The organism is Pseudomonas sp. 8O (genome assembly GCF_902506495.1).
GTDB lineage: Bacteria > Pseudomonadota > Gammaproteobacteria > Pseudomonadales > Pseudomonadaceae > Aquipseudomonas > Aquipseudomonas chaetocerotis.
The window spans coordinates 1,335,439-1,356,803 of the sequence record NZ_LR733265.1 but is presented as its reverse complement, the minus strand read 5'-3'; the positions used below and the strand labels follow the sequence as shown (position 1 = coordinate 1,356,803).

The 21,365-nt window shown below is 64.8% G+C and carries 19 protein-coding genes; 9 read left to right on the top strand and 10 right to left on the bottom strand.

Annotation, left to right across the window (positions count from 1 at the left end):
• The first annotated feature begins 1 nt into the window (after position 1).
• The 3 genes from tolR to GV002_RS19795 all read left to right on the top strand — a co-directional run bounded on the left by tolR (position 2) and on the right by GV002_RS19795 (position 3,256).
• Positions 2 to 451 (top strand): protein TolR, encoded by a 450-nt coding sequence (gene tolR / locus GV002_RS19805; RefSeq protein WP_160019970.1) that lies wholly within the window; start codon positions 2 to 4, stop codon positions 449 to 451.
• Complete coding sequence (locus GV002_RS19800; protein ID WP_256667144.1) at positions 448 to 1,233, top strand: energy transducer TonB; 786 nt, start codon at positions 448 to 450, stop codon at positions 1,231 to 1,233. Before tolR ends, GV002_RS19800 begins: the two co-directional genes overlap by 4 nt.
• Before the next feature lie 67 nt (positions 1,234 to 1,300).
• Positions 1,301 to 3,256, top strand: coding sequence for a PhoX family protein (locus GV002_RS19795; protein WP_160019969.1), 1,956 nt, complete (start codon positions 1,301 to 1,303; stop codon positions 3,254 to 3,256).
• 207 nt (positions 3,257 to 3,463) lie between these two features.
• On the opposite strand, the gene GV002_RS19790 is transcribed toward GV002_RS19795, so the two are convergent.
• The 8 genes from GV002_RS19790 to GV002_RS19755 form a co-directional block, all read right to left on the bottom strand.
• On the bottom strand, positions 3,464 to 4,342 hold the full coding sequence (locus GV002_RS19790; RefSeq protein ID WP_160019968.1) for an alpha/beta fold hydrolase: 879 nt from the start codon (positions 4,340 to 4,342) through the stop codon (positions 3,464 to 3,466).
• Complete coding sequence (locus tag GV002_RS19785; RefSeq protein WP_160019967.1) at positions 4,339 to 4,920, bottom strand: TetR/AcrR family transcriptional regulator; 582 nt, start codon at positions 4,918 to 4,920, stop codon at positions 4,339 to 4,341. Before GV002_RS19785 ends, GV002_RS19790 begins: the two co-directional genes overlap by 4 nt.
• A 159-nt stretch (positions 4,921 to 5,079) precedes the next feature.
• Positions 5,080 to 5,709 carry a hypothetical protein gene (locus GV002_RS19780; protein WP_160019966.1) on the bottom strand — a complete coding sequence of 210 codons (630 nt, stop codon included), beginning with the start codon at positions 5,707 to 5,709 and terminating at the stop codon, positions 5,080 to 5,082.
• 131 nt (positions 5,710 to 5,840) lie between these two features.
• Positions 5,841 to 6,398 carry an NADPH-dependent FMN reductase gene (locus GV002_RS19775; protein WP_160019965.1) on the bottom strand — a complete coding sequence of 186 codons (558 nt, stop codon included), beginning with the start codon at positions 6,396 to 6,398 and terminating at the stop codon, positions 5,841 to 5,843.
• A 259-nt stretch (positions 6,399 to 6,657) separates the two neighbouring features.
• Positions 6,658 to 7,986 carry a hypothetical protein gene (locus GV002_RS19770; protein WP_160019964.1) on the bottom strand — a complete coding sequence of 443 codons (1,329 nt, stop codon included), beginning with the start codon at positions 7,984 to 7,986 and terminating at the stop codon, positions 6,658 to 6,660.
• Positions 7,987 to 8,113: 127 nt separating this feature from the next.
• A complete protein-coding gene (locus GV002_RS19765) occupies positions 8,114 to 9,673 on the bottom strand; it encodes an acyl CoA:acetate/3-ketoacid CoA transferase (protein WP_160019963.1) in 1,560 nt (519 codons plus the stop codon).
• Positions 9,674 to 9,818: 145 nt separating this feature from the next.
• Positions 9,819 to 11,204: a GntP family permease gene (locus GV002_RS19760; RefSeq protein WP_160019962.1), complete on the bottom strand. Its 1,386-nt coding sequence runs from the start codon at positions 11,202 to 11,204 to the stop codon at positions 9,819 to 9,821.
• Positions 11,205 to 12,278: 1,074 nt separating this feature from the next.
• Positions 12,279 to 13,739, bottom strand: a complete 1,461-nt coding sequence (locus GV002_RS19755) for a sigma-54 interaction domain-containing protein (protein ID WP_160019961.1) — start codon at positions 13,737 to 13,739, stop codon at positions 12,279 to 12,281.
• A gap of 300 nt (positions 13,740 to 14,039) precedes the next feature.
• Here GV002_RS19755 and GV002_RS19750 point away from each other — a divergent pair, with 300 nt between their 5' ends.
• From GV002_RS19750 to GV002_RS19735, 4 genes are all read left to right on the top strand, one after another.
• Positions 14,040 to 15,041, top strand: a complete 1,002-nt coding sequence (locus tag GV002_RS19750; RefSeq protein ID WP_160019960.1) for a DctP family TRAP transporter solute-binding subunit — start codon at positions 14,040 to 14,042, stop codon at positions 15,039 to 15,041.
• A gap of 156 nt (positions 15,042 to 15,197) precedes the next feature.
• Entirely contained in the window at positions 15,198 to 15,674 is a 477-nt protein-coding gene (locus GV002_RS19745) for a TRAP transporter small permease (RefSeq protein ID WP_160019959.1), read from the top strand.
• Complete coding sequence (locus GV002_RS19740; protein WP_160019958.1) at positions 15,664 to 16,959, top strand: TRAP transporter large permease; 1,296 nt, start codon at positions 15,664 to 15,666, stop codon at positions 16,957 to 16,959. The genes GV002_RS19745 and GV002_RS19740 overlap by 11 nt, the downstream gene beginning before the upstream one ends.
• A gap of 83 nt (positions 16,960 to 17,042) precedes the next feature.
• Positions 17,043 to 18,143 (top strand): GGDEF domain-containing protein, encoded by a 1,101-nt coding sequence (locus GV002_RS19735; RefSeq protein ID WP_160019957.1) that lies wholly within the window; start codon positions 17,043 to 17,045, stop codon positions 18,141 to 18,143.
• A 7-nt stretch (positions 18,144 to 18,150) separates the two neighbouring features.
• On the opposite strand, the gene GV002_RS19730 is transcribed toward GV002_RS19735, so the two are convergent.
• Entirely contained in the window at positions 18,151 to 18,519 is a 369-nt protein-coding gene (locus GV002_RS19730) for a hypothetical protein (protein WP_160019956.1), read from the bottom strand.
• 196 nt (positions 18,520 to 18,715) lie between these two features.
• Here GV002_RS19730 and GV002_RS19725 point away from each other — a divergent pair, with 196 nt between their 5' ends.
• Positions 18,716 to 20,347, top strand: coding sequence for a hybrid sensor histidine kinase/response regulator (locus GV002_RS19725; protein WP_160019955.1), 1,632 nt, complete (start codon positions 18,716 to 18,718; stop codon positions 20,345 to 20,347).
• A 3-nt stretch (positions 20,348 to 20,350) separates the two neighbouring features.
• On the opposite strand, the gene GV002_RS19720 is transcribed toward GV002_RS19725, so the two are convergent.
• Positions 20,351 to 20,986, bottom strand: a complete 636-nt coding sequence (locus GV002_RS19720; protein WP_160019954.1) for a response regulator transcription factor — start codon at positions 20,984 to 20,986, stop codon at positions 20,351 to 20,353.
• Between the two features lie 159 nt (positions 20,987 to 21,145).
• On the opposite strand from GV002_RS19720, the gene GV002_RS19715 reads away from it, so the two are divergent.
• A complete protein-coding gene (locus GV002_RS19715) occupies positions 21,146 to 21,304 on the top strand; it encodes a YqaE/Pmp3 family membrane protein (RefSeq protein ID WP_003084988.1) in 159 nt (52 codons plus the stop codon).
• The last annotated feature ends 61 nt before the right edge of the window (positions 21,305 to 21,365 follow it).

The following is a 21,365-nucleotide window of genomic DNA, read 5'->3' as shown; positions in this document are numbered from 1 at the left end:
CATGCGCAGGCCACAGAGCAAGCACGGCCCCAAGGCCGAGATGAACGTGGTGCCCTATATCGACGTGATGCTGGTGCTACTGGTGATCTTCATGGTCACCGCGCCCATGCTCACCCAGGGGGTGCAGATCGAGTTGCCCAAGGTCGCCGCCGAAGCGCTGCCCAGTGATCACCAGCAACGCATCCTGACCCTCTCGGTACAGGCCGATGGCAGCTACTACTGGAACCTCGGCAGCGAACTGGACACCGAACTGGGCGCGGCCAGCGAGCAGGCGGTGGACCTGACGGTGATGAGTGCGCGGGTGGCGCAACTGGTCGCCGAGGGTGGCGACACCCAGGTGTATATCCGCGCTGATCAGGCCGCCGACTACGCCAGCGTGGTGGCCGGCATCGCCGCCTTGCAGCAGGGCGGGGTGAGCAGCCTGGGGTTGGTCACCGAGGCTCCGCAATGAGCAGCCTGGCCATGCCTGCCGTAGACGATGCTCGACGGTCAGTACTGCTGTCGTTGCACTGGCGTCGTCGCTGCGTGGCCCTGGGCGCGACCCTCGGTCTGCACCTGGGGCTGGGCGCGCTGTTGCTGACTCATTGGCAGGTTGACGAACCACCGGTGCCGCTGGTCAGCACGGTGCAGTTGCAACTGCTGACCCTGACCCCGCCGGCACCGCCGCAGCCGCCTGCCGTGATTCCCGAGCCACCGCAGCCGGCCCAGCCCGATCCGGCCATCGAGCAACAGCGGCTGGAGCAGGCTGCCCTGGCGCGCCAACGCGTCGAGCAACAGCGCCTTGAGCAGGAGCAGCAACGCCAGCGCGAGACGCTGCGGCGTGAGCGAGAGCGCCGCGAGGCCGAGGTGCGCGAGCAACTGGAGCAGCAGCGTCTGGCCGAGCTGCGTGAACAGGCCGAGCGTCAGCAGGCGGCCGCTGCTGCGGCCGAACGCGCGCGCCAGGCCGAAGCAGCTGCAGCCGCCAGTCGCGAGTTCCTGCCCATCGCCAAACAGGCCCCGGCCTATCCGCAGCGCGCCCTGGACAAGGGGCTCGAAGGACAGTGCACGGTGCGTTACCGGGTCAATGAGCAGGGCCGGGTGGAAAACCCCGAGGCCGAACCCGACTGCCACCCACTGTTCGTCCGCCCCTCACTGAACGCGGCGAAGAGCTTTCGCTACCAGCCACGGGTGATCGATGGCCGCGCCGTGGCGGTGGCCAACGTGAGGAACACCTTTACCTACCGTATCGAATAACGCTGCTCCTCAATCCAACCGTAGCCCGGATGCAATCCGGGAACACCAGCCAGCATAGAGAAGCTCGATGAAGCACGATCTGCAGGACTTTCACCAACGCCTTGAAGCCCACGACGACCAGTCGATCAACCCCAGCGCCAATGCGCCGCTGGCCACGCTGATCGACCCCACCCGGCGCAACCTGCTCAAGGGCGGCCTCGGCCTGGCCGCCCTGGGCTTCTTCGGCGTCGGCCTGGCCGCCTGCGGCAAGGCGTCGGCCAGCCCGTTGCTGAACTTCACCAGCGTGCCGCTGCAGTTCGATGCCCAGTTCGATCAGGTGCTGGTCCCGCCGGGCTACCGCGCTGTGCCGTTCTTCTCCTGGGGCGACGCGGTGGAGCCCGGCGCGCCGGACTGGCGCCCGGATGCCAGTGACGACTGGCATGCCCAGCTCAAGCAGGCCGGCGACAACCACGACGGCATGAACTTCTTCGCCTTCGAGGGCGAAGAGGATCGTGGCCTGCTGGTGATGAACCACGAATACGTCAATCCGCCGCTGCATCCGTCTGGGGTGATCGACCAGTCCAAGCCGCGCCCGCTGGATGAGGTGCGCAAGGAGCAAGCCGCTCATGGCGTCTCGGTGATCGAAGTGAGGAAGGGCTCGGACGGCCAGTGGCACAGAGTGCTGGATTCGCCCTACAACCGGCGCATCAGCATGTTCACGCCGATGCGCCTGTCCGGGCCGCTGGCGGGTTTGGAGATGATGAAGACCGCCAGCGATCCCGAAGGCCTGACGGTGCTCGGTACGTTGAACAACTGCGCCACCGGTGTCACGCCCTGGGGCACATTCCTCACCTGCGAGGAAAACTGGCACAACTACTTCATCAACCGCGACAAGCAGGACTACCCGCGTCGGGTGTCGCACAAGCGTTACGGCCTGGCCAACGAGGGCACCAGCAAGAACTACGCGTGGGAAACCGCCGATCCGCGTTTCGACGCCACCCCCTATGCCGACCAGCCCCACGGCGGCCACGTCAACGAACCGCACCGCTTCGGCTGGGTGGTCGAGATCGACCCCTTCGATCCGAGCGCGCAGCCGATCAAGCGCACCGCCTTCGGCCGCATCAGTCGCGAGTGCGCGGCACTGGCGCTTGGCGAAGATGGGCGTATGGCCTTTTACTCGGGCGATGACGCCCGCGGCGAGTACGTCTACAAGTTCGTCCCGGCCGGGCGTTTCGACGCCGCCAATCCTCGCGCCAACCGCGACCTGCTGGACGAAGGCACCCTGTACGCCGCACGGTTCGATGCTGATGGCAGCGGTCAGTGGCTGGCCCTGGTGCACGGGCAGAACGGCCTGAGCGCCGAGCACGGCTTCGCCAGCCAGGCTGAGGTGCTGCTCAACGCTCGTGCCGCCGCCGACCGTGCTGGCGCCACGCCGATGGATCGTCCCGAGTGGGCCACGGTGCACCCCGGCACCCGCGAAGTCTATGTCGCCTTGACCAACAACGATGGCCGTGGCGACAAGCAGCCTACCGACGCCGCCAACCCGCGTCCGCACAACCTGCACGGGCAGATCCTGCGCTTCAAAGAGCAGGGCGCCGACCCGACCGCCACCGCCTTCACCTGGGAGCTGTTTCTGCTGGCCGGAGAGGCCAAGGGCGCGCGGACTGCCGAGGGTGAGCCGGTATCGGCCAACCTCACCGGCACCGTCAATGGCGACATCTTCTCTTCACCGGACGGCCTGGCTTTCGATGCCGCCGGGCGCCTGTGGATCCAGACCGACTATGACGACGAGGAGGCGTCGATGCAGGGCATGGGTTGCAACATGATGCTCTGCGCCGACCCCGTTACCCGCGAGGTGCGTCGCTTCATGGTCGGCCCGCGCGGCTGCGAGATCACCGGCTTGGCCTGGAGCCCTGACGGCAAGGCGATGTGGGCCAACATCCAGCACCCGGGCATCAGCTACCCGGCCAGCGATGGACGTAGCCGTCCGCGCTCGACCACGGTGCTGGTGACCCGGATCGACGGCGGAGTGATCGGCGGCTGATTCCTGCGGCGCACCCTACGTAAATGTCCAGGCTGCAGGGCTCCGCCGTAGGGTGCGCCGTGCGCACCAATGTCTCCGCCCACCATGGCCGGTGCGCACAGCGCACCCTACGTAAATGTCCAGACTGCAGGGTTCCCCCGTAGGGTGCGCCGCGCGCACCAATGCCTCCGCCCACCATGGCTGGTGCGCACAGCGCACCCTACGAGATCAGGCTGCCTGTCGCCCGGCGTTGATCTGCTCGAACCAGTCCAGCGTCTCGTCCCACAGACGCTGTGCGGCGGGACGGAAATAACCCATATGACCGATAGTGCCCAGGCCCTCGGCTTGCGAGTCGAGCGTGCGCGCCTGGTAGGGCGCATTCACATAGGCGGCCATGAAGGCATCGCGTGATGCGGGCGGCGCCCAAAGATCGTCCAGGCTGTTGAGCGCCACCATCGGTGTGTTCACCTGGGCGAAGCGCTCGGCTAACCCCTGCATCTGCGGGTCGTCGAAGAAGTAGCGCGGGAAGCGGCACCAGCGCTTCCACTGACGGTATACGCCCAGCGGCAGATCTTCGCCCATGCCCAGTTTGCTCCAGGCCAGATAACCTTTGTAGCGCGTCATCAGTGGGCCGATCACTCGCCACATGGCCAGGACGCGCACCTGCTCGGCCCTGGGCATCCAGCCGTGCCAGCCGGCACCGGTGCCGAAAGTGTAGAGGCCGGCGACCTGATCATGATTGGGCAGCAGGCCAAAGGCGTGACCGCCGAACGAGTGGCCGATCATGAACAGCGGGCGCTCGGCGTGCCGGTGCTGATCCACCGCCGCGGCCAGGTCAAGATTGGCCCAGTCCAGATACTCCATCTCGAAACCACGCAGGCTGTCTGGCCTGGATTGGCCGATGCCACGGTAGTCCAGGGTCATGGTATTGAAACCGCGGCTGGCGGCATGTTCGGCGAAGCGCCGATAGAAACCTTGCGGCACCCCGGTTGCGCCGGCGATCAGCAACTGCGCCTGTGGTCGCTCGGCGTGATAGCGCGTGGCGGTCAACTGGTAGTCGTCGAGGGCGAGCAGTGGCAGGGTTTCGCTGCGAATGGCTGTGTTCATGCTGGCGGGGACTCCGTGCGGTGCTGGCGGGTCAGGTGGAGCAGGGTGGCAACGGCCTGTTTCAGCGGCTCGCTGCTGCCGGCGACACGTGCTTGCAGCAGACCGCCTTCGTAGAGCGCGACGAACAGGGCAGCGAGCCCCTCTGGCTGTGGGTAACCATGGCGCTGCAACTGCTGCTGCAGTGCCTGGCGAATGGCGACGAAGGCACTAGCCAGGGCTGCACGAATTTCATGATCTTGCGGACCACTCTCCAGAGCGACGGTGGCCAACGGGCAGCCGCGCTCGAAGGCGCTGTCCTGCAACTGGCCAAGCGCACTCTGCAACCAGATAGTCAACGCATCGAGCGGATCGGACTGACGTTCGAAGAGCGTGGCGAACGCCTGCTCGGCGCGCTGGCCGACGCGTTCGATGGCGGCTACCGCCAGTTCGGTCTTGCCGTTCGGGAAGTGGTGATAAAGGCTGCCCTTGGGCGCATCGGCGGCGGCCAGCAGTTCGCTCAGGCCGACGCCATGCAGGCCTCTGCGCTGCAGGGCATCGATCATGGCGTCGATCAGTTTGTCGCGAGTGGTCTTGGTCATGGGCGGAATTATGTAGACCGGTCGGTCTAGTTGGGCAAGCGACATTCAGGCCATGAATCAGGTCATATCGGCAGTCAGGGTCTGCTTAGCGACCGACAGATTTTCGCCGCTCGTTGGCGTGGAGCAGGCGTCGCAGTGGCGCCGGGGAGCTTGTCAGCTCTAGCTGGGCTCGTGCCCGCAATGCTGCAGAAGCTCGGCAAGCCCTTGCTCGTAAAGCGGCGCTGCCATTTCTCGACTCTGCCTGGGAATTACATAGGCAAGCCCCATGATCCGTTGGGACGTGCTGGCCAAGCGATAGAAGCTGGCGCTTCGGGTTACGCAGGCGATGGTTTTCCAGGCGATTTCCGTCTGTTGTCCACCTGGTGAAGTCATTCGCAGTGCCTGAGGGGTTATCTGCCAGACATGTACGCCCAGCAGCTGGTCGCGGTTGCTTTCCAATTGCTTGTGCAGGCTGATGCCCAGCCTATCGCTGCTGCGCTGACGGATGCGGGCGTTTCGCTCCTGCCCTTGCTCGGTAAGGCGAGAGGTATAGCGTCGTCCGAGCACGAACAGCAGTGGCATCGCCAACAGCAGGGCAATGATGCTTTCCGCTGTATAGCGACCGTACACAACCCAGGGCGCCAACGCCGCGCAAGTCAGGGCCAGGCCGAGGATCAGAGCGGGCGCATAGCGCTTCTGCCAATTGCCTAGCGTCTCGAAGTGTTGGTCATTGTCCTTCACGCGCGCATCGACGGTTTCGTCGGCCAGCGTCTGAAGGTCTGCGGGGGTGAGGCTGAAACGGATTTCCATATCGTGTCGTTCGGGTGTGGGGATGAGCTTACCTGACGGACTTTCGGCACTGGGTGTGCTTGAGTTTCCTGGCATCAATGCCGCTCTGGGCCGAGTTTCTTCCCAGGCCCCGAGCGGCAACTATTGTCGGCTCAGCCTGCGTGCTTGGCCACCCACGCCGCGTAGGCGTCGATGAATTTCTGCAGGAACGGCTTGATGCCGTCGCTCAGCTTGCCGTTGTCGTCGAAGAAACTGCCAGCGCCGCCGAGGTAGGCTTCCGGCTGCTGCATCATGTGCACGTCGAGAAACACCATGCATTGGCGCAGGTGGTGGTTGGCACCGAAGCCGCCAGCGGCGCCCGGCGAGGCGCTCAACACGGCGCCGGGCTTGCCGCTGAATGCGCTCTGGCCATAAGGGCGCGAGCCGACGTCGATGGCGTTCTTCATCGGCGCCGGCATCGAGCGGTTGTACTCCGGGGTGACGAACAGCAGCGCATCGGCGCCCTTGAGCTTGGTGCGGAAGGCGCTGTAAGCGGATGGCGCCGGGTCGACGTCGATGTCCTCGTTGTACAGCGGCAGTTCGCCGATCTCGACGATCTCCAGTTGCAGCGAGGCTGGCGCCAGTTCGGCCAGGGCCAGGGCCAGTTTGCGGTTGATCGAGGCCTTGCGCAGACTGCCGACCAGTACGGCGACCTTGTGAGTCGTGCTCATGAAAACTCCTTGCGGCGGGAACGAATGGGAGTGAACAACTATAGACCCCGGTTTTTGCCGTACGTCGCTTCGTGGACTCAGGTCAGGGTAACCGCCTGTCTTCAACGAATGCCTGCCGCGCTTCATTTGGCGGTGGCTGCGCTCCGTCTCCCTGGCTCGTCGTTTTGCAGTTACGACGCAGGGGCAGGGATGGTTCAGGTTGTCTGTCTGGCGTTGGTCGAAGCCAGCCCGGGGCAGTCCGTAGCCGGCTGTGCGGCACTTAACCCCTGAGCAGAATTGCTGTCAGCATTGCAACGATCACGGCGGCCAGGAGCAGAGGTCCGTAGCTGCCCGACTTATGGGGAGTCGCTTGGTCGTTACGCGGGCTCGCTGCCGGCTGTTCGACCCCTGCTGCGCCAGCCTCCAATGCCGGTGCCGGTGTCTGTTCGGCCTCCGGCAAGGGCGTCGCTGCGACCTCCTCTGCCTGCTGTTCGGCGGGTTCTGCCATGAACTCGCTGTCGCGGTAGCTTTCCAGCACCTGCAGTTGCTGCTCCGCACCGATGGCGAGCACCTCCAGTGTGCAGGCCACTTCCAGGTTGAGCATCAGTGAGCGGTCTGCCACGTCCTTGCTTGTTTGCACCCTCTGCCATTCGACGAGCATGTCTTCGTGTGCCAGAGCCTCCCATATCTGCTCCAGGGCCGGCAGGTCGAGATGGTCCGGCAGCAGAATGCTCTGCGTACCCGCCAGCTTCAGGCCGCGCACCGCGTTACCGAAGGCCGGCTGATAGGTCTCGGGGTTGAGCATGAACTGCGCGCTGTAGTGCAGACCGCTGCCGATCACCAGGCGTACCCGCTGCCATTGTTGCTGGCGCGCGGACAGGTCGGGTTGATCGTTCTCGAGTGCGCGCTGGCGCAGCAGGCGAAGCATCATGGACAGGATGTCGTAAGCGATGCCGTATGCCGGCTGCGCTTCGTTCAGCAACTGGTCGCCGAGCAGGATTTCACAGCGCTGTTGCGGCAGGCCGGCCAACTCTTCGAGTTTGAGCTGCTGCTGATAGGTGTCCAGCCGGCTTGGGTAAACCAGGGTGCGGCTATCGGCGAAGGGCGGGGTCAGGGTGATGGTCATGCCTGGCAGCAGTGCGCATATCAGGTTGATGGGCGGCATGTCCGAGGCCTGCAACTTGGCCAGAGCGTTGGTCGTGGCATCTACCGGTTTCAGGCGTTCATGCAGTTCCTCGATGCCGACACAACCCGGCTCGTTCGCAACCAGAAGCAGTTTGCCGATGGCAAGGCCAGGCGTCACCTGATGCTCTTTCACTTCAGCATCCGAATGCTCGTCGCCGAAATCGAAACAACCACCTGAGTGCAATTGCACATGAGCCCGTAAACCATAGAGCGCCGACTCGACATCGCTTGCCTGCTTGAGGCGCTCAGGTTGCTGGTCGACCAGCGCCTGGCGCACCAGAAAACCTGCCAGGTTCAGAAGGTTTTCGTTGTGTTCGGGCTGGCCATCAATTTCCAGAGACAGATCGGACCAGGCCTGGAAAGGCAGGTCGCCGTCGAAGGGGTTGGAGCAGAAAACCAGCGGAGTGGGGGCAGGCAGGCTCATTCGGTAACGTTCCTTGTTAATGAGAGAGGCGCACCATGCCAGCCTCGAACTGTGCACGCAACCGACACGGTCAGGCAGCGTGAGCCTGAGCAAAAAAACGGGCCTGTTCAGGCCCGCAAGTTCACGCTCAAAGAGTTTCCAGGCATTGCGCCAGGCCAATGGGCTCGGGCTTGAATAGCCGTGCATCCATCAGTTTCGGTTCACGCACGATGGGGGCGAAATCCATGCGTGCGAGGATGTCGCGCTGGATATCCACGCCCGGCGCCACTTCGATCAGTTCCAGCCCTTCGAGGCTCAGGCGCAGCACACAACGTTCGGTGACGTAGAGCACCGGCTGGCTGCGTTCGGCGGCCAGGCGGCCGGCGAAGGTACGGTGTTCAACCTCGGCGACGAACTTGCGCAGCTCGCCGTCCTGGACGATACGCAACTGGCCGTTTTCGATGCGGATCTCCTGTTTGCCAGCACTGAACGTACCGACGAACACGACCTGCTTGGCGTTCTGGCTGATGTTGATGAAACCGCCGGCACCGGCCAGGCGTGAGCCGAACCTGGACACGTTGAGGTTGCCCGCCGCGTCGGCCTGGGCCAGGCCGAGGAAGGCGATGTCCAGGCCGCCGCCATCGTAGAAATCGAACTGATAGGGCTGGTCGAGCAAGGCGCTGTGGTTGCTCGCTGCGCCGAAATCCAGGCCGGAGGCCGGTACGCCGCCGATCACGCCGGGCTCGGCGGTCAGGGTCAGGCGCTCGATCACACCTTCTTCGGCAGCCACCGCAGCGACACCCTCGGGCATGCCGATGCCGAGGTTGACCACCGCACCGCTTTTCAGCTCCAGCGCGGCGCGGCGGGCGATCAGCTTGCGCACGTCCAGCGGCATCGGGGTCAGGCTGTCCACCGGTACGCGGGTCTCGGCGGCGAAGGCGGGGTTGTAGGCGGTAGCGAAGGTCTGCTGGTGATTGGCCGGCTCGGCCACCACCACGCAGTCCACCAGGATGCCGGGAATCTTCACATGTCGTGGGTTGAGCGAGCCGCGCTCGACCACCCGCTCGACCTGGGCGATGACCAGGCCGCCGCTGTTGCGCGCAGCCATGGCGATGGCCAGGCTCTCGATGGTCAGCGCCTCGCGCTCGAAACTGAGGTTGCCGTCAGGGTCGGCACTGGTGGCGCGAACGATGCCGACGTTGATCGGGAAGGTTGGGTAGAACAGGTAGTCCTCGCCGTCGATGGGCATCAGCCGCACCAGATCGGCAGTGGTGCGCGCATTGAGTTTGCCGCCACCATGGCGCGGATCGACGTAGGTGCCCAGGCCGACGCGCGACAGCTGTCCCGGCTTGCCGGCGGCTATGTCGCGAAACAGTTGGGAAATCACCCCCTGCGGCAGGTTGTAGGCCTCGATGCGGTTGTCCACCGCGAGCTTCTGCAACCCCGGCACCAGGCCCCAGTGACCGCCGATCACCCGGCGCACCAGGCCTTCATGGGCCAGGTGGTTGAGGCCGCGACCCTTGCCGTCGCCTTGGCCAGCGGCATACACCAGGGTCAGGTCGCGCGGCGCCTGTTCAGCCACGAAACGCTGCTCCAGGGCGATGGCGATCTGCTCGGCGAAACCGATGCCGACGAAGCCGCCGGTGGCCAGGTTGGCGTTGTCCGGGATGCGCGCCACGGCTTCGGCGGCGGTCATGATCTTGCTCATTAACGGGTACTCGTGACGAAGGGGCCATGTAGGAGCCGGCTTGCCGGCGATCCATGCGGTTCAAAAGCATTCGCCAGCAAGCTGGCTCCTACACCTTTTGTTGAGCGACAGTGCAGCGTCTGGAGGGCTCCTGGAGGCTTATGGCTTAGAAACTGCCGAACAGCGTGCCCAGCGTGATGACCACGGCCAGTGCCACCATCGGGAAGGCCACGGTGTTAACGAAAATGAACTTGTACGACTCGCGGTGGGTGAGCTTGCAGATCGCCAGCAGCGAGATCACCGCGCCGTTGTGCGGCAGGGTGTCCATGCAGCCCGAGGCCATGGCGGCGACGCGGTGCAGCAGCTCGGGGCTGATGCCGGCGGCGTTGGCCATTTCCAGGTACTGCGCACCGAGGGTCTTCAGCGCGATGGACATGCCGCCGGAGGCCGAACCGGTGATACCGGCGAGGATGTTCACCGCCACCGCTTCGGAGATCAGCGGGTTGCTGGAGACGCCCAGTACCAGGTCACGGATGATCACGAAGCCGGCCAAGGATGCGATCACCGTGCCGTAACCCACCTCGGCGGCGGTGTTGAGGATCGGCAGCATGGAACCGAAGGCGCCGTCGTTGACGCTCTTCTTCAGGTCCATCCAGCGCTTCCAGTGCATCGCGATCAGCAGCACGATGGCGGCGCTGAGAGCGACGATGATCGACCAGATACCGATCAGCGACTTGGCATCCTGCAGGCCGCCGTATTCCGGCTTGGCCAGGTAGCTGGTGTCGACGCTCGGCAGAATCTGCTTGGCCATCAGGAAGTTGAGGCCGATGACCACGAAGATCGGCAGCAGCGCCAGCCAGAAACCGGGAATGTCGCGGCGCTCTTCGACGACCGGGTCGTCGCGGTGCTCGCCGTAACCTTCGCCCGCCGCCATCAACTTGCGCGACTGCGCAGTGAGCCACCAGGTGCCGAGGCCGAACATGATCAGGCCGGCGATCACTCCCAGGCCCGGGGCTGCGAATGCGTCGGTGCCGAAGAAGGGGTTGGGAATGGCGTTCTGGATCGCCGGGGTGCCGGGCAGCGCGGTCATGGTGAAGGTGAACGAGCCGAGGGCGATGGCACCGGGGATCAGGCGTTTGGGAATGCCCGCCTCGCGGAACAGCGCGGCGCCGATCGGGTACACGGCGAAGGCCACCACGAACAGCGACACGCCGCCGTAGGTGAGGATGCCGCACGCCAGCACGATGGCCAGAATCGCCCGCTCGCTGCCGACCTTGGCGACGATGCCGTGGGCGATAGCGCGCGCTGATCCCGAGTCGTCCATCAACTTGCCGAACAAGGCGCCGAGCAAAAACAGCGGGAAGAACTGGATCACATAGCCGCCCATGGCCTTCATGAACACCTGGGTGTAGGTGGGCAGCAGCAGGGCGATATCGCCGGCGAACAGCAACGCCAGCAGGGCCAGCAGCGGGGCGAGGATCAGGACGTTGATGCCGCGATAGGCGAGGTACATCAACAATGCGAGGGAAATCAGAATACCGAGGGTACCCATGGGTGGTTCCTTTTGTTGTTGTTCTAGCGGCTCGAGGCCGTTTTATCGGAAGGCGCGGATGCGGCAGCGTGCCTTTGCCGGATACAGAGCCAGAGTCGTGCCAGGCGGCGTTACGACTTTGGTCGATAGGGCGGGAAGCCGCTCCCGACGGGGTTTTCGGGCTGGTTTGGGTACGTACGTGAGGCTGGGGGTGGTGAATCGCTTGTCCATAATTATGGAATTTGTCCAGATTAATGGATTATTTGGTGGATAATTTGTCCAGATTTCTAGACGTCTGGGTGCGTGAGTCGCGTCGTCCTGTAGGAGCGAGCTTGCTCGCGATCAGATCGGCAGGCGGACACTGAGGGATCGCCGGCAAGCCAGCTCCTACGCAAGCGATGGCGCGGGTAGCCCGGATGCAATCCGGGAGCTTTGTGGGCGCCTGATCCCGGATTTCATCCGGGCTACGTAATTACGGCCGGCCACGCTTTTTGTAGGAGCGAGCTTGCTCGCGATCAGATCGGCAGGCGGACACTGAGGGATCGCCGGCAAGCCGGCTCCTACGCAAGGGGCGCACGGGTAGCCCGGATGCAATCCGGGGCTTCTGTGGGCGCCTGATCCCCGGATTTCATCCGGGCTACGCAATTGCGGCCGGCCACGCTTTTTGTAGGAGCGAGCTTGCCCGCGATCAGATCGGCAGGCGGACACTGAGGGATCGCCGGCAAGCCGGCTCCTACGCAAGGGGCGCGCGGGTAGCCCGGATGCAATCCGGGAGCTTTATGGGTGCCTGCTCCCGGATTTCATCCGGGCTACGTAATTGCGGCCGGCCACGCTTTTTGTAGGAGCGAGCTTGCTCGCGATCAGATCGGGAGACGAAGATCGAGGGATCGCCGGCAAGCCGGCTCCTACGCAAGGGGCGCGCGGGTAGCCCGGATGCAATCCGGGGCTTCTGTGGGCGCCTGATCCCCGGATTTCATCCGGGCTACGTAATTGCGGCCCGCCACGCTTTTTTGTAGGAGCGAGCTTGCTCGCGATCAGGTCGGGAGGCGAACACTGAGGGATCGTCGGCAAGCCGGCTCCTACAGGGTGAGGCGTTCAGCCCCGCCGCCCCAGCCCGTGCTGTGCCAGCTTGGCGTAGAAACCGGCACGGGAAATCCCCAGGCGTTCGGCTGCCAATTGGCGGTTGCCATCCGTTGCTGCCAAGGCCGCCAATAGCGCCTGGCGCTCGGCTTGCGCCAGTTGTTCGGCCAACGACTGCGCTGCACCAGTGATTACCGGCGCAACGGGCGTCGGTGCACTCGGCGTTACCGGATCGACCAGCAAACCGCGCAAGGCTTCGCCATCCAGCCGCCCATCGACCGCCAGTTGCGCCCGCTCCAGCAGGTTGCGCAACTCACGCACGTTGCCGCGCCAGGGCTGCGCGCAGAGCAGGGCGAGGGCATCTTCCGTCAGCTCCATGGGCGCCAGGCCGGAGCGGTTGGCCAGGTCATCGAGCAGATGCTCGATCAGCGCGGGAATGTCGCTCGCGCGCTCACGCAACGGCGGCACGCGTAGGGCCAGTACGTTGAGGCGGTAGTAGAGATCGTCACGGAACTGCCCGGCGGCCACCTTGGCCTCCAGGTCGATATGGGTGGCGGCGATTACCCGCACGTTCAGCGGCTTGACCTGATTGGAACCGAGCGGCTCCACCTCCTGCTCCTGCAACACGCGCAACAGCTTGGCCTGCAGGGGCAGCGGAAGATCGCCGATCTCGTCGAGGAACAGGGTGCCGCCGTTGGCCACTTCGAACTTGCCGATGCGCGCCTTGCGGTCGGCGCCGGTAAAGGCGCCGGGTGCCGTGCCGAACAGTTCGGCCTCGACCAGGGTTTCCGGAATCGCCGCGACGTTCACGGCGACGAAGGGGCCGTTGGCGCGCGGCGACAGGTTATGGATGCCCTGCGCCAACAGCTCCTTGCCGGTACCGGTTTCGCCGCGGATCAGCACCGTCGCGTCCAGTTGCGCGGCGCGGCGGGCCTGGCGCTTTACCTCGCTGGCCGCGCTGCTGGCGCCGATGAAACCCGCGATGGTGTAGCGCGCCCGTCGTGCCTTGGCCAGCTCATGCTGGGTGGCGAGCAGTTGTGTCTGCAGGTTGGCGTACTTGGCCATCAGCGGCTTGAGATGACGGGCGCGGTCGAACAGCACGAAGCCGAGCGCGCCGACCAGGGTGCCGTCCTCGTCGCGCAGCGGAATGCGGGTAACCACGAAGTGCTCGCTGCCGAAGGCCATCAGGTCGAGCATGCTCGGCTGGCCGCTTTCCACCACCTCGCGCAGGCGGCTGGCCGGCAGCACTTCCTCGATCTCCTTGCCCAGCGCCGTGCGCGCATCGGCGATGCCGACCTTCTGCGCGTACTTGTCGTTGATCCAGACGATGCGCGCCTGGCGGTTGACCGCGATGGTGCCTTCGCACTGCGCATCGAGGTGATCGAACAGCAGTGGCATGGCCACCGCGCGAAAGCGCTCGGGCGACACGCCGATGATCAGGCCGTGCTGGTCGAGGTCGTCGCGGGAAATGGCCATGGGCGAGTGTCCGGAAGTGAGATGCCGGTGATTATGGGCAGCGCCGATCAGGCCGGGCAACGTCAACAGTCATCGGACAATGGCATTCGCTGCGCGCTTCTGGAATAGTTGGGCGGCCGCGCGTAACCCGCCGGCACCTGCCGATCGCCCACAAGGCCTGCCCGGCAGCCGTGACACCTGCCGTGTCCCTATTTGCGTGCCGACCAGGTGCGCCAGGCGAGCCATCCGCCCGCCGCTGGATCCGCACCGCTTTGCCGGTGCCACAACGACAATGACCAAGATCCATACAAGGACGCCCCGATGAAACTCAAGCGACTCTTCTGCGCGCTCGCCGCCGGCGCTGCGCTGACCGCCCTGTGCGCCACCGCGCAGGCGCGTGAATACTCCGTTTCCACTGTACTTTCCGACGCCTTCCCCTGGGGCCAGGCCGCGCAGAAGTGGGCCGATCTGGTCAACGAGCGCTCCGAGGGGCGCATCACCCTGCGCGTGTACCCCAATGCGCAGCTGGTCGCCGGCGACCAGACCAAGGAGTTTTCCGCCATGCGCTCGGGCCTGATCGACATGGCCGTGGGCTCGACGATCAACTGGTCGCCGCAGGTGCCGGAACTCAACCTGTTCTCCCTGCCGTTTTTGATGAAGAACGATGCCGACCTCGACGCCATCACCCAGGGCGAAGCCGGCAAGCTGGCTTTCGCCGCCATCGAGCAACGCGGCATCGTACCGCTGGCCTGGGGTGAGAACGGCTTCCGCCAGCTGTCCAACTCGGCCAAGCCGGTGCGCAGCCCCGCCGACATGGCCGGCCTGAAGATCCGCGTGGTTGGCTCGCCACTGTTCCAGGACACCTTCACCGCCCTCGGCGCCAACCCGACGCAAATGAGCTGGGCCGATGCCAAGCCGGCACTGACCACCGGCGCGGTGGACGGCCAGGAAAACCCGCTGTCGGTATTCGACGTGGCGCGTGTCGACCAGGTTGGCCAGAAGTACCTGACCCTGTGGGACTACATGGCCGACCCGCTGGTGTTCGCCGTCAACCAGCGCGTATGGAAATCCCTGCCCGAGGAGGATCGCGAGCTGCTCAGCCAGGCCGCTATCGACGCCGGCAAGTGGGAGATCGAACTGTCGCGCGGCGCCCAGGCGCAGCGCCTGCTCGACGTGCGTGAGCGCGGCGTGGAAGTGATCGAACTGAGCGACGCCGAGCGCGCGGCCTTCGTCGAAGCCACGTCCAGCGTGCATGAGAAATGGGCACCGCGCATCGGCGATGCGCTGATGGACGCCGCGCGCAAGGCCGTGGCCCAGCCCTGATTCGTTTCATCTGACCGGAAGCCCACACTACGGGGCGTAGTGGTGGTTGCCCATCAGCCAGCTCTGCTCCCCTCTCCCGCTTGCGGGAGAGGGGCCGGGGGAGAGGGCAGGGGGCGCCACCGCATGAGCGTATTGCTCCGGTCGTTCGAGGTTCTTATGAGCAAGCAAGTCGACGCGCCGCTGGAGCGCGTGCTCGCCACCCTGGCCCTGGTGATCATCAGTCTGATCAGCCTGGCCAACGTCGTGGTGCGTTATTTCACCGATGCATCCTTTGCCTTCACCGAGGAAATCTCGGTGTTCCTGCTGGTCATCCTCACCTTCGCCGGTGCCTCGGTGGCCATGCGCAGCAACCGGCACATTCGTATCGGCCTGCTGGAGCGCATGTTCCCGCGTCTGCGCACGCCGCTGATCCTGTTGCAGTGGCTGGCCGGCGTGCTGGTGCTGGCTCTGGTGTGCTGGTTCGGTGGCCAGTTCGCCTGGGAGGAATTCCAGTGGGATTCCGAGTCGCCCGGCCTCGGCCTGCCCAACTGGTGGTACGTGATCTGGCTGCCGATCCTGGCACTGCTGGTGTTCGTGCGCCTGACCCAGATGACCGTCGATCGTCTGCGCGGGAGGATCAGTGATGAGCCCTGATCTCTGGCTGATCCTCAGTTTCGCCGTGCTGCTGGCACTCGGTGTGCCGGTGGCCTTCGCTCTTGGCCTGTCCGGCGCCATCGGCATCATTGCCGGCCTGTCGCCGGACATGCTCGCCACCCTCGGCACCAACACCTACAACGGCGTGGCCAAGTACCCGCTGATCGCCATTCCGTTGTTCATCCTCACCGGCCTGGTGTTCGAGAAAGCCGGTGTGGCGCTGCGGCTGGTGCGCTTCGCCCAGGCGTTGATCGGCCCGCGTCACGGTGGCCTGGCCATGGTCGCGGTGCTGGTGTGCCTGATCATGGGCGGCATAAGCGGCTCCGGTCCGGCCGATGCCGCCGCCGTGGCCATGGTGATGCTGCCGAGCATGACCAAGGCGGGTTATCCGAGACCGTTCTCCGCCACGCTGATCGCCGCGTCGGCCTCGACGGCGATCCTGATTCCGCCGTCGATTGCGCTGATCCTTTACTCCATCGTGGTGCCGGGCGTGGACCTGCGCGCTCTGTTCGCCGCCGGCCTGTTCCCCGGCATCCTGGCCGGCCTGGTGCTGTTGCTGCCGGCCTGGCTGCTGTCGCGCCGTTACGGCTGGGAGTCCCCGGAGCAGGGTGAGCGTCCGCCGCTGGGCGAGAGCTTCAAGCAGGCGCTGCCGGCGCTGTTCGCCCCGATACTGATCCTCGGCGGCCTGCGCAGCGGGCTGTTCACGCCCACTGAAGCGGCCGTGGTCGGCGTGACCTACGGCGTGCTGGTCGGCCTGTTCGTCACCCGCGAGCTGGACTGGCGCAGCCTCTGGCGCCTGTGTGGCGAGGCTGGGGTGATCTCCGGTGTGGTGATGCTGATCATCGCCCTGGCCGGCATCTTCGCCTGGGCCGGCACCATGCTCGGCACCTTCCGTCATCTGGCCGAATGGCTGATCTCGCTGTCGGATAACGGCTGGGTGCTGCTGGCGCTGGTGATGCTTGCCGTGCTGCTGGCCGGCATGCTGCTCGATGCCATCTCCATCTACCTGATCCTGATGCCGATCCTGATTCCGGTGATGCAGCACTTCGGCTGGAACCCGGTGTGGTTCGGCATCCTGTTGGCGATGAACATCGCCATCGGTCAGTTCACCCCACCAGTGGCGATCAACCTGATGGTCACGGCGGAGGTCGCCAAGATACGCCTGGAACAGACCGTCGGCTGGGCCGCGCTATTCGTCGTGGTGATGTCCAGCGCCCTGCTGCTGGTGGCGATCTTCCCGGAAATCGCCCTGTGGCTGCCGCGCGTGCTGGGTTACGCGGTGTAAAACAGGCAAGGCCGTCTATAGTTGCCTGATGGTGCGCAGCGGGGGGCTGCGCACCGCTGAGGGCGGCAGCGCTGGGCACCAAGATGAGTGACGGCAACTATAACGATCACAGGGATGTAGGCGCAGGGCACTGCGAAGGGCTGCGCGAGTCGGGCAAGCGCAAGCTGATGCGCACTATCCTGCTCGCCACCGGCCTGACCCTGGGCGGCTTTGCCGTGCTGCAGGCCCTGGCCGGCAACTATCCCTTCGCCATCGTCGAAGTGCTGTGCACTGCGCTGTTGCTGTTCGGCGCCTGGCGCATCGAGCGTGCCCGTCATCTGTACCTGTGGATCTACCTGTACCTGATCCCGACCTTCTGCTTCATCCTCTACATCATCGTCATGCCGGACGCCTCAGCGGCGGCGTTCGTCTGGCTGTACATGATCCCGCTGCTGGCTTACCTGCTGCTGGGCAAGCAGCGCGCCTTCCTGCTCACCGCCCCCTTCATGTTCGCCGGGCTTTTGCTGTACTTCGCCGACAACCACCTGACCCTGGATACACACGGCCTGATCGACCTGGGCAACGCCGCCTTGTGCGGCGTGCTGATCCTGGTGTTCGTGCACATCTACGATGGCTTGCGCATGCAGGCCTACGAGGAGTTGCAGCGCCTGGCGCAGACCGATTCACTGACCGGCGTGGCCAGCCGCGGCAGCTTTCAGCACGCCCTGCAACGCAGCATTCAGGAGGCCGAGCGCAGCAACGGCCATCTGGTACTGGTGCTGCTCGACGTCGATCACTTCAAGCAGGTCAACGATCAGTGGGGGCACGAGGCGGGCGACATGGCGCTGCAGCACATCTGCCAGATCCTGCAGCAGCGCCTGCGCGTGACCGACTTTCTCGGTCGCCTGGGTGGGGAGGAGTTCGGCCTGCTACTACGTTATACCGACAGCACTGGCGCCGACCCGCTGGTGGACAAACTGCGCAAGCAGATCGCCGAACAGCCGCTTGAGTACGACGGTGAGCAGATCGCGCTGTCCGCCACCTTCGGCCTGGCCACCTGGCCCGTGGACGGCCGCAGCGCCGCCGAGCTCTACCGCGCCGCTGATCGTCGCCTTTACAGCGGTAAGCAGCGCGGACGCAACCAGCTGGTCAGCGCCGACATACCGACCGAGCTGCTATTGGACAAATTCGACGTGCGACTTTGAGTGCCGGCTAGCGTGCTGCGCTGTTAGATGCAGCGGGCACGCAGGGCTGCTGGCCCATGCCCGCGAGGTTCTCCACGTCATTCAGCACGTTATGGCCCTGGTTGACCTTCTGCGCGTTCTCCGCAACTTCCATGCGTTTTGCATAGGTCGCCGAGTTGCCATTGAAGCTCTGCTGAGTCTCCAACACGGTGTTGGCCATCTCCAGCAGGCTGCGCCCGGTAGCGATCAGGTTGCTGGTCGCGTTCGGCGCGCATGGATCGTTGGCCAACTGGGTGTTCTGCAGCCCCTGGGTTTGCGTGTTCTGCGCCAGGCAGCCGCTCAGCGAGGCCAGCACGGCGACGCTCATCAGGACACCCAGGGTTCCTTTGGTGTTCATCAGACATTCCCTTCTATGACCGGGCCCCGACCCTGTGCCGAGGCGTTGCCCGGATTCTAGGAACGGGTGGGGACGCGCGAAATAGTACGGGTGTACTAGTGTCGTTGTGCCTGCCAGGCAGCTCCTTGCGCTGGCTGCAGGCTCCGGCCTAAGGTGCCGATACGACCACATGCGCTGTCATCAGCAGGGAAATGTCATGTACCGGAATGTCTCCGCCGCTTACGACACCGAACGCGCCCAGGCCGGGGTGCGGATGATCTTCATGTCGGTCGCCGCCTGCTACATCGTGATCCTCTACCATCTCGCGCTGATCGATCCGGCGCTGGTATGGAAGGTCTTTCTCCTCGAGGGTGTCTTCAGCGTCGCTGCCACACTGATCTGGTTCGATATCCGACGTCGTCCGGGCAGCTATCGCGGGCGCCGTCTGATCACCATGCTCACCGACTATGCCGGCATCACGGTGGTCCTGGCATGTGGTGGCGCGGCCATGCTGCCGGTCTACGCGATCCTGATCTGGGTCACCATCGGTTATGGCTTGCGCTACGGTTCCGGCTACCTGCTGCTGGCCACCCTGCTGGCGCTGCTGTCGCTGAGTGTGGCCGCCAGCCTGTCGGCGTACTGGCAATCGCAGCCCTACCTGATCGTCACGCTGCTGCTCACCACCTTGATGGCGCCGGCCTACATGCACGTGCTGCTCAAGCGCTCGCGCCAGGCGGCCGAGGCCGAGCAGGCTGCCAATCGGGCCAAGTCGCAGTTTCTCGCCCAGGCCAGCCACGACTTGAGACAACCCATTCATTCCATCAGCCTGTTCACCGCCTGCCTGCGCGACAGCAGCCTGGGCACCGAGCAGCGGCGCCTGGTAGAGAACATCGACAAATCACTGCACAGCGTCGCACGTCTGTTTCGCACGATTCTCGATATGTACTCGCTCGACAGCGGCAAGGTGGTGCCGCAGTTGGAGTCGCTGGAGCTGCGTGGCCTGCTGCAGCAACTCATCCAGCAGAATGCCGAGGCGGCGCGCTGGGCCGGAGTCGAGATGCGCCTGCGCTGCCCGTCGCTGCATGTGTGCGCCGACCCGGTGTTGCTCACCACCATGCTGCAGAACCTGCTGTCCAATGCCCTGAAATATGCGCCAGGAAAACCAGTGCTGATCGCCTGTCGTCGCCGGCGGGCAGGCGTTGCCATCGAGGTCTACGACAAAGGGCGCGGCATCGCCGCCGGCCATCTCGACAACATCTTCGAGGAGTTCTACCGCGTGCGTCAGGAGCGAGACAGCGATGTCGAGGGAATGGGCCTCGGCCTGGCCATCGTCAGGCGTCTGGGAGCGTTGATGGACATGCATGTGAGCATTCGCTCCGTGGAGGCACGCGGCACACGGGTGGTGATCGACGGCCTGCAGCACGTCGAGGCGCCGCGCGAGATGTCCACCGCCAAGGGCGTTGGCCTGCAGGCACCGCGCATGCTCGATGGCTTGCGCGTGTGCCTGATCGAGGATGACCAGAACGTGCTTATGGCCACCGCCACCTTGCTGCAGAAATGGGGCTGCGAAGTCGCCACCTTCAGCACGCTGCCCGATGCCTCTGCGCATTTCGATCTGGTGGTGACCGACTTCGACCTCGGCACCGAAGCGTCGGGGGCCGACTGCATCCGGCACGTGCGGCGCAGCAGTGGGCGCAGGGTGCCGGCGATCATCATGACCGGGCACGACGTGCGTCGTGTGCAGGAACAGGTGGGCGACAGCGATATTCCGATCCTGTCGAAACCGGTGCAGCCCGCCGAGCTGCGTTCGCTGTTGGTGGCGTTGAAACTCCAGCTCAAAACTGCGTGATGATCACACCAGCCCGGCCTTGGCTCCCTTGGCGGCGGCTGCGGCGCGGGTGCTGACGTCCAGCGTGCGCAGTAGCGACGAAACGTGAATGCGTACGGTAAAGGGCGATATCGCCAGCTCGCGGGCGATTTCCTTGTTAGACAGGCCGCGCACCACCAGCCGCAAGACCTCCTGCTGACGTGGTGTCAGTTGCTCCAGCAGATGGCGGTCCTCGGCGAAGGCCGGCACGCCGGATGGGCCCAGGGTCAGGACGAACTCCCCGGCGCGCACGGCCAGCAAGGCAGCGGCGATCTCATCCGGCGGCGTCGCCTTGCCGATGAAACCGTCCGCGCCTGCCGTCATCACTTCATCGATCAACTCGCGGTTGTCGACCATCGACACGATCACGATCGAGCTGCGCGCAAACGTCTGGCGCAGCGCGCTGATGGCCTGCGGCGACTGGCCGGGGAACAGCAGGTCGAGCATGAACAGGCTTGGTGCCGTGCCAGCGTGCCCCAGGCTCAGCACTTCATCCATGTCTCCGGCTTCGAGAATGCATGCCTGGGGGAAGACGCGCTGGGCGATACGACACAGGCCATCGCGGAAAACCGGATGATCGTCGGCGACGATGATGCGTTCGTGTGGTGACTGTTCAGACATGCTGGGCGCCTTCATATTGGCGCCAGACTAGAGTCATATCCCTGGCGGCGCCAGTGGCAGGTTCTCAGTATTACCGCTGGCTTGGTCGCCCCGAGTGAACTGCAAGGCGTCAGCCGCAGTCTGTTCAGGTACCCCTTATGGAATGTAAAGGAGTACCACATGGACCTTATCCGTATCCTCATCGCCATCCTGCTGCCGCCGCTGGGCGTGTTTCTCCAGGTCGGTTTCGGCGGCGCGTTCTGGCTGAACATCCTGCTCACCCTGCTCGGCTACATCCCCGGCATCGTCCACGCGGTGTACATCATCGCCAAACGCTGAGGCCCTATTGGCTGATGTGTTTGGGCAAGCGGCGCCGAGCGCTGCTCTCCTAGGGTGGGTT

Excerpts from the sequence above, each read along its gene's own strand:
- tolR (WP_160019970.1), top strand. The coding sequence starts at position 2 with ATGCGCAGGCCACAGAGCAAGCACGGCCCCAAGGCCGAGATGAACGTG.
- GV002_RS19800 (WP_256667144.1), top strand. The coding sequence starts at position 448 with ATGAGCAGCCTGGCCATGCCTGCCGTAGACGATGCTCGACGGTCAGTA.
- GV002_RS19795 (WP_160019969.1), top strand. The coding sequence starts at position 1,301 with ATGAAGCACGATCTGCAGGACTTTCACCAACGCCTTGAAGCCCACGAC.
- GV002_RS19790 (WP_160019968.1), bottom strand. The coding sequence starts at position 4,342 with ATGAACACAGCCATTCGCAGCGAAACCCTGCCACTGCTCGCCCTCGAC.
- GV002_RS19785 (WP_160019967.1), bottom strand. The coding sequence starts at position 4,920 with ATGACCAAGACCACTCGCGACAAACTGATCGACGCCATGATCGATGCC.
- GV002_RS19780 (WP_160019966.1), bottom strand. The coding sequence starts at position 5,709 with ATGGAAATCCGTTTCAGCCTCACCCCCGCAGACCTTCAGACGCTGGCC.
- GV002_RS19775 (WP_160019965.1), bottom strand. The coding sequence starts at position 6,398 with ATGAGCACGACTCACAAGGTCGCCGTACTGGTCGGCAGTCTGCGCAAG.
- GV002_RS19770 (WP_160019964.1), bottom strand. The coding sequence starts at position 7,986 with ATGAGCCTGCCTGCCCCCACTCCGCTGGTTTTCTGCTCCAACCCCTTC.
- GV002_RS19765 (WP_160019963.1), bottom strand. The coding sequence starts at position 9,673 with ATGAGCAAGATCATGACCGCCGCCGAAGCCGTGGCGCGCATCCCGGAC.
- GV002_RS19760 (WP_160019962.1), bottom strand. The coding sequence starts at position 11,204 with ATGGGTACCCTCGGTATTCTGATTTCCCTCGCATTGTTGATGTACCTC.
- GV002_RS19755 (WP_160019961.1), bottom strand. The coding sequence starts at position 13,739 with ATGGCCATTTCCCGCGACGACCTCGACCAGCACGGCCTGATCATCGGC.
- GV002_RS19750 (WP_160019960.1), top strand. The coding sequence starts at position 14,040 with ATGAAACTCAAGCGACTCTTCTGCGCGCTCGCCGCCGGCGCTGCGCTG.
- GV002_RS19745 (WP_160019959.1), top strand. The coding sequence starts at position 15,198 with ATGAGCAAGCAAGTCGACGCGCCGCTGGAGCGCGTGCTCGCCACCCTG.
- GV002_RS19740 (WP_160019958.1), top strand. The coding sequence starts at position 15,664 with ATGAGCCCTGATCTCTGGCTGATCCTCAGTTTCGCCGTGCTGCTGGCA.
- GV002_RS19735 (WP_160019957.1), top strand. The coding sequence starts at position 17,043 with ATGAGTGACGGCAACTATAACGATCACAGGGATGTAGGCGCAGGGCAC.
- GV002_RS19730 (WP_160019956.1), bottom strand. The coding sequence starts at position 18,519 with ATGAACACCAAAGGAACCCTGGGTGTCCTGATGAGCGTCGCCGTGCTG.
- GV002_RS19725 (WP_160019955.1), top strand. The coding sequence starts at position 18,716 with ATGTACCGGAATGTCTCCGCCGCTTACGACACCGAACGCGCCCAGGCC.
- GV002_RS19720 (WP_160019954.1), bottom strand. The coding sequence starts at position 20,986 with ATGTCTGAACAGTCACCACACGAACGCATCATCGTCGCCGACGATCAT.
- GV002_RS19715 (WP_003084988.1), top strand. The coding sequence starts at position 21,146 with ATGGACCTTATCCGTATCCTCATCGCCATCCTGCTGCCGCCGCTGGGC.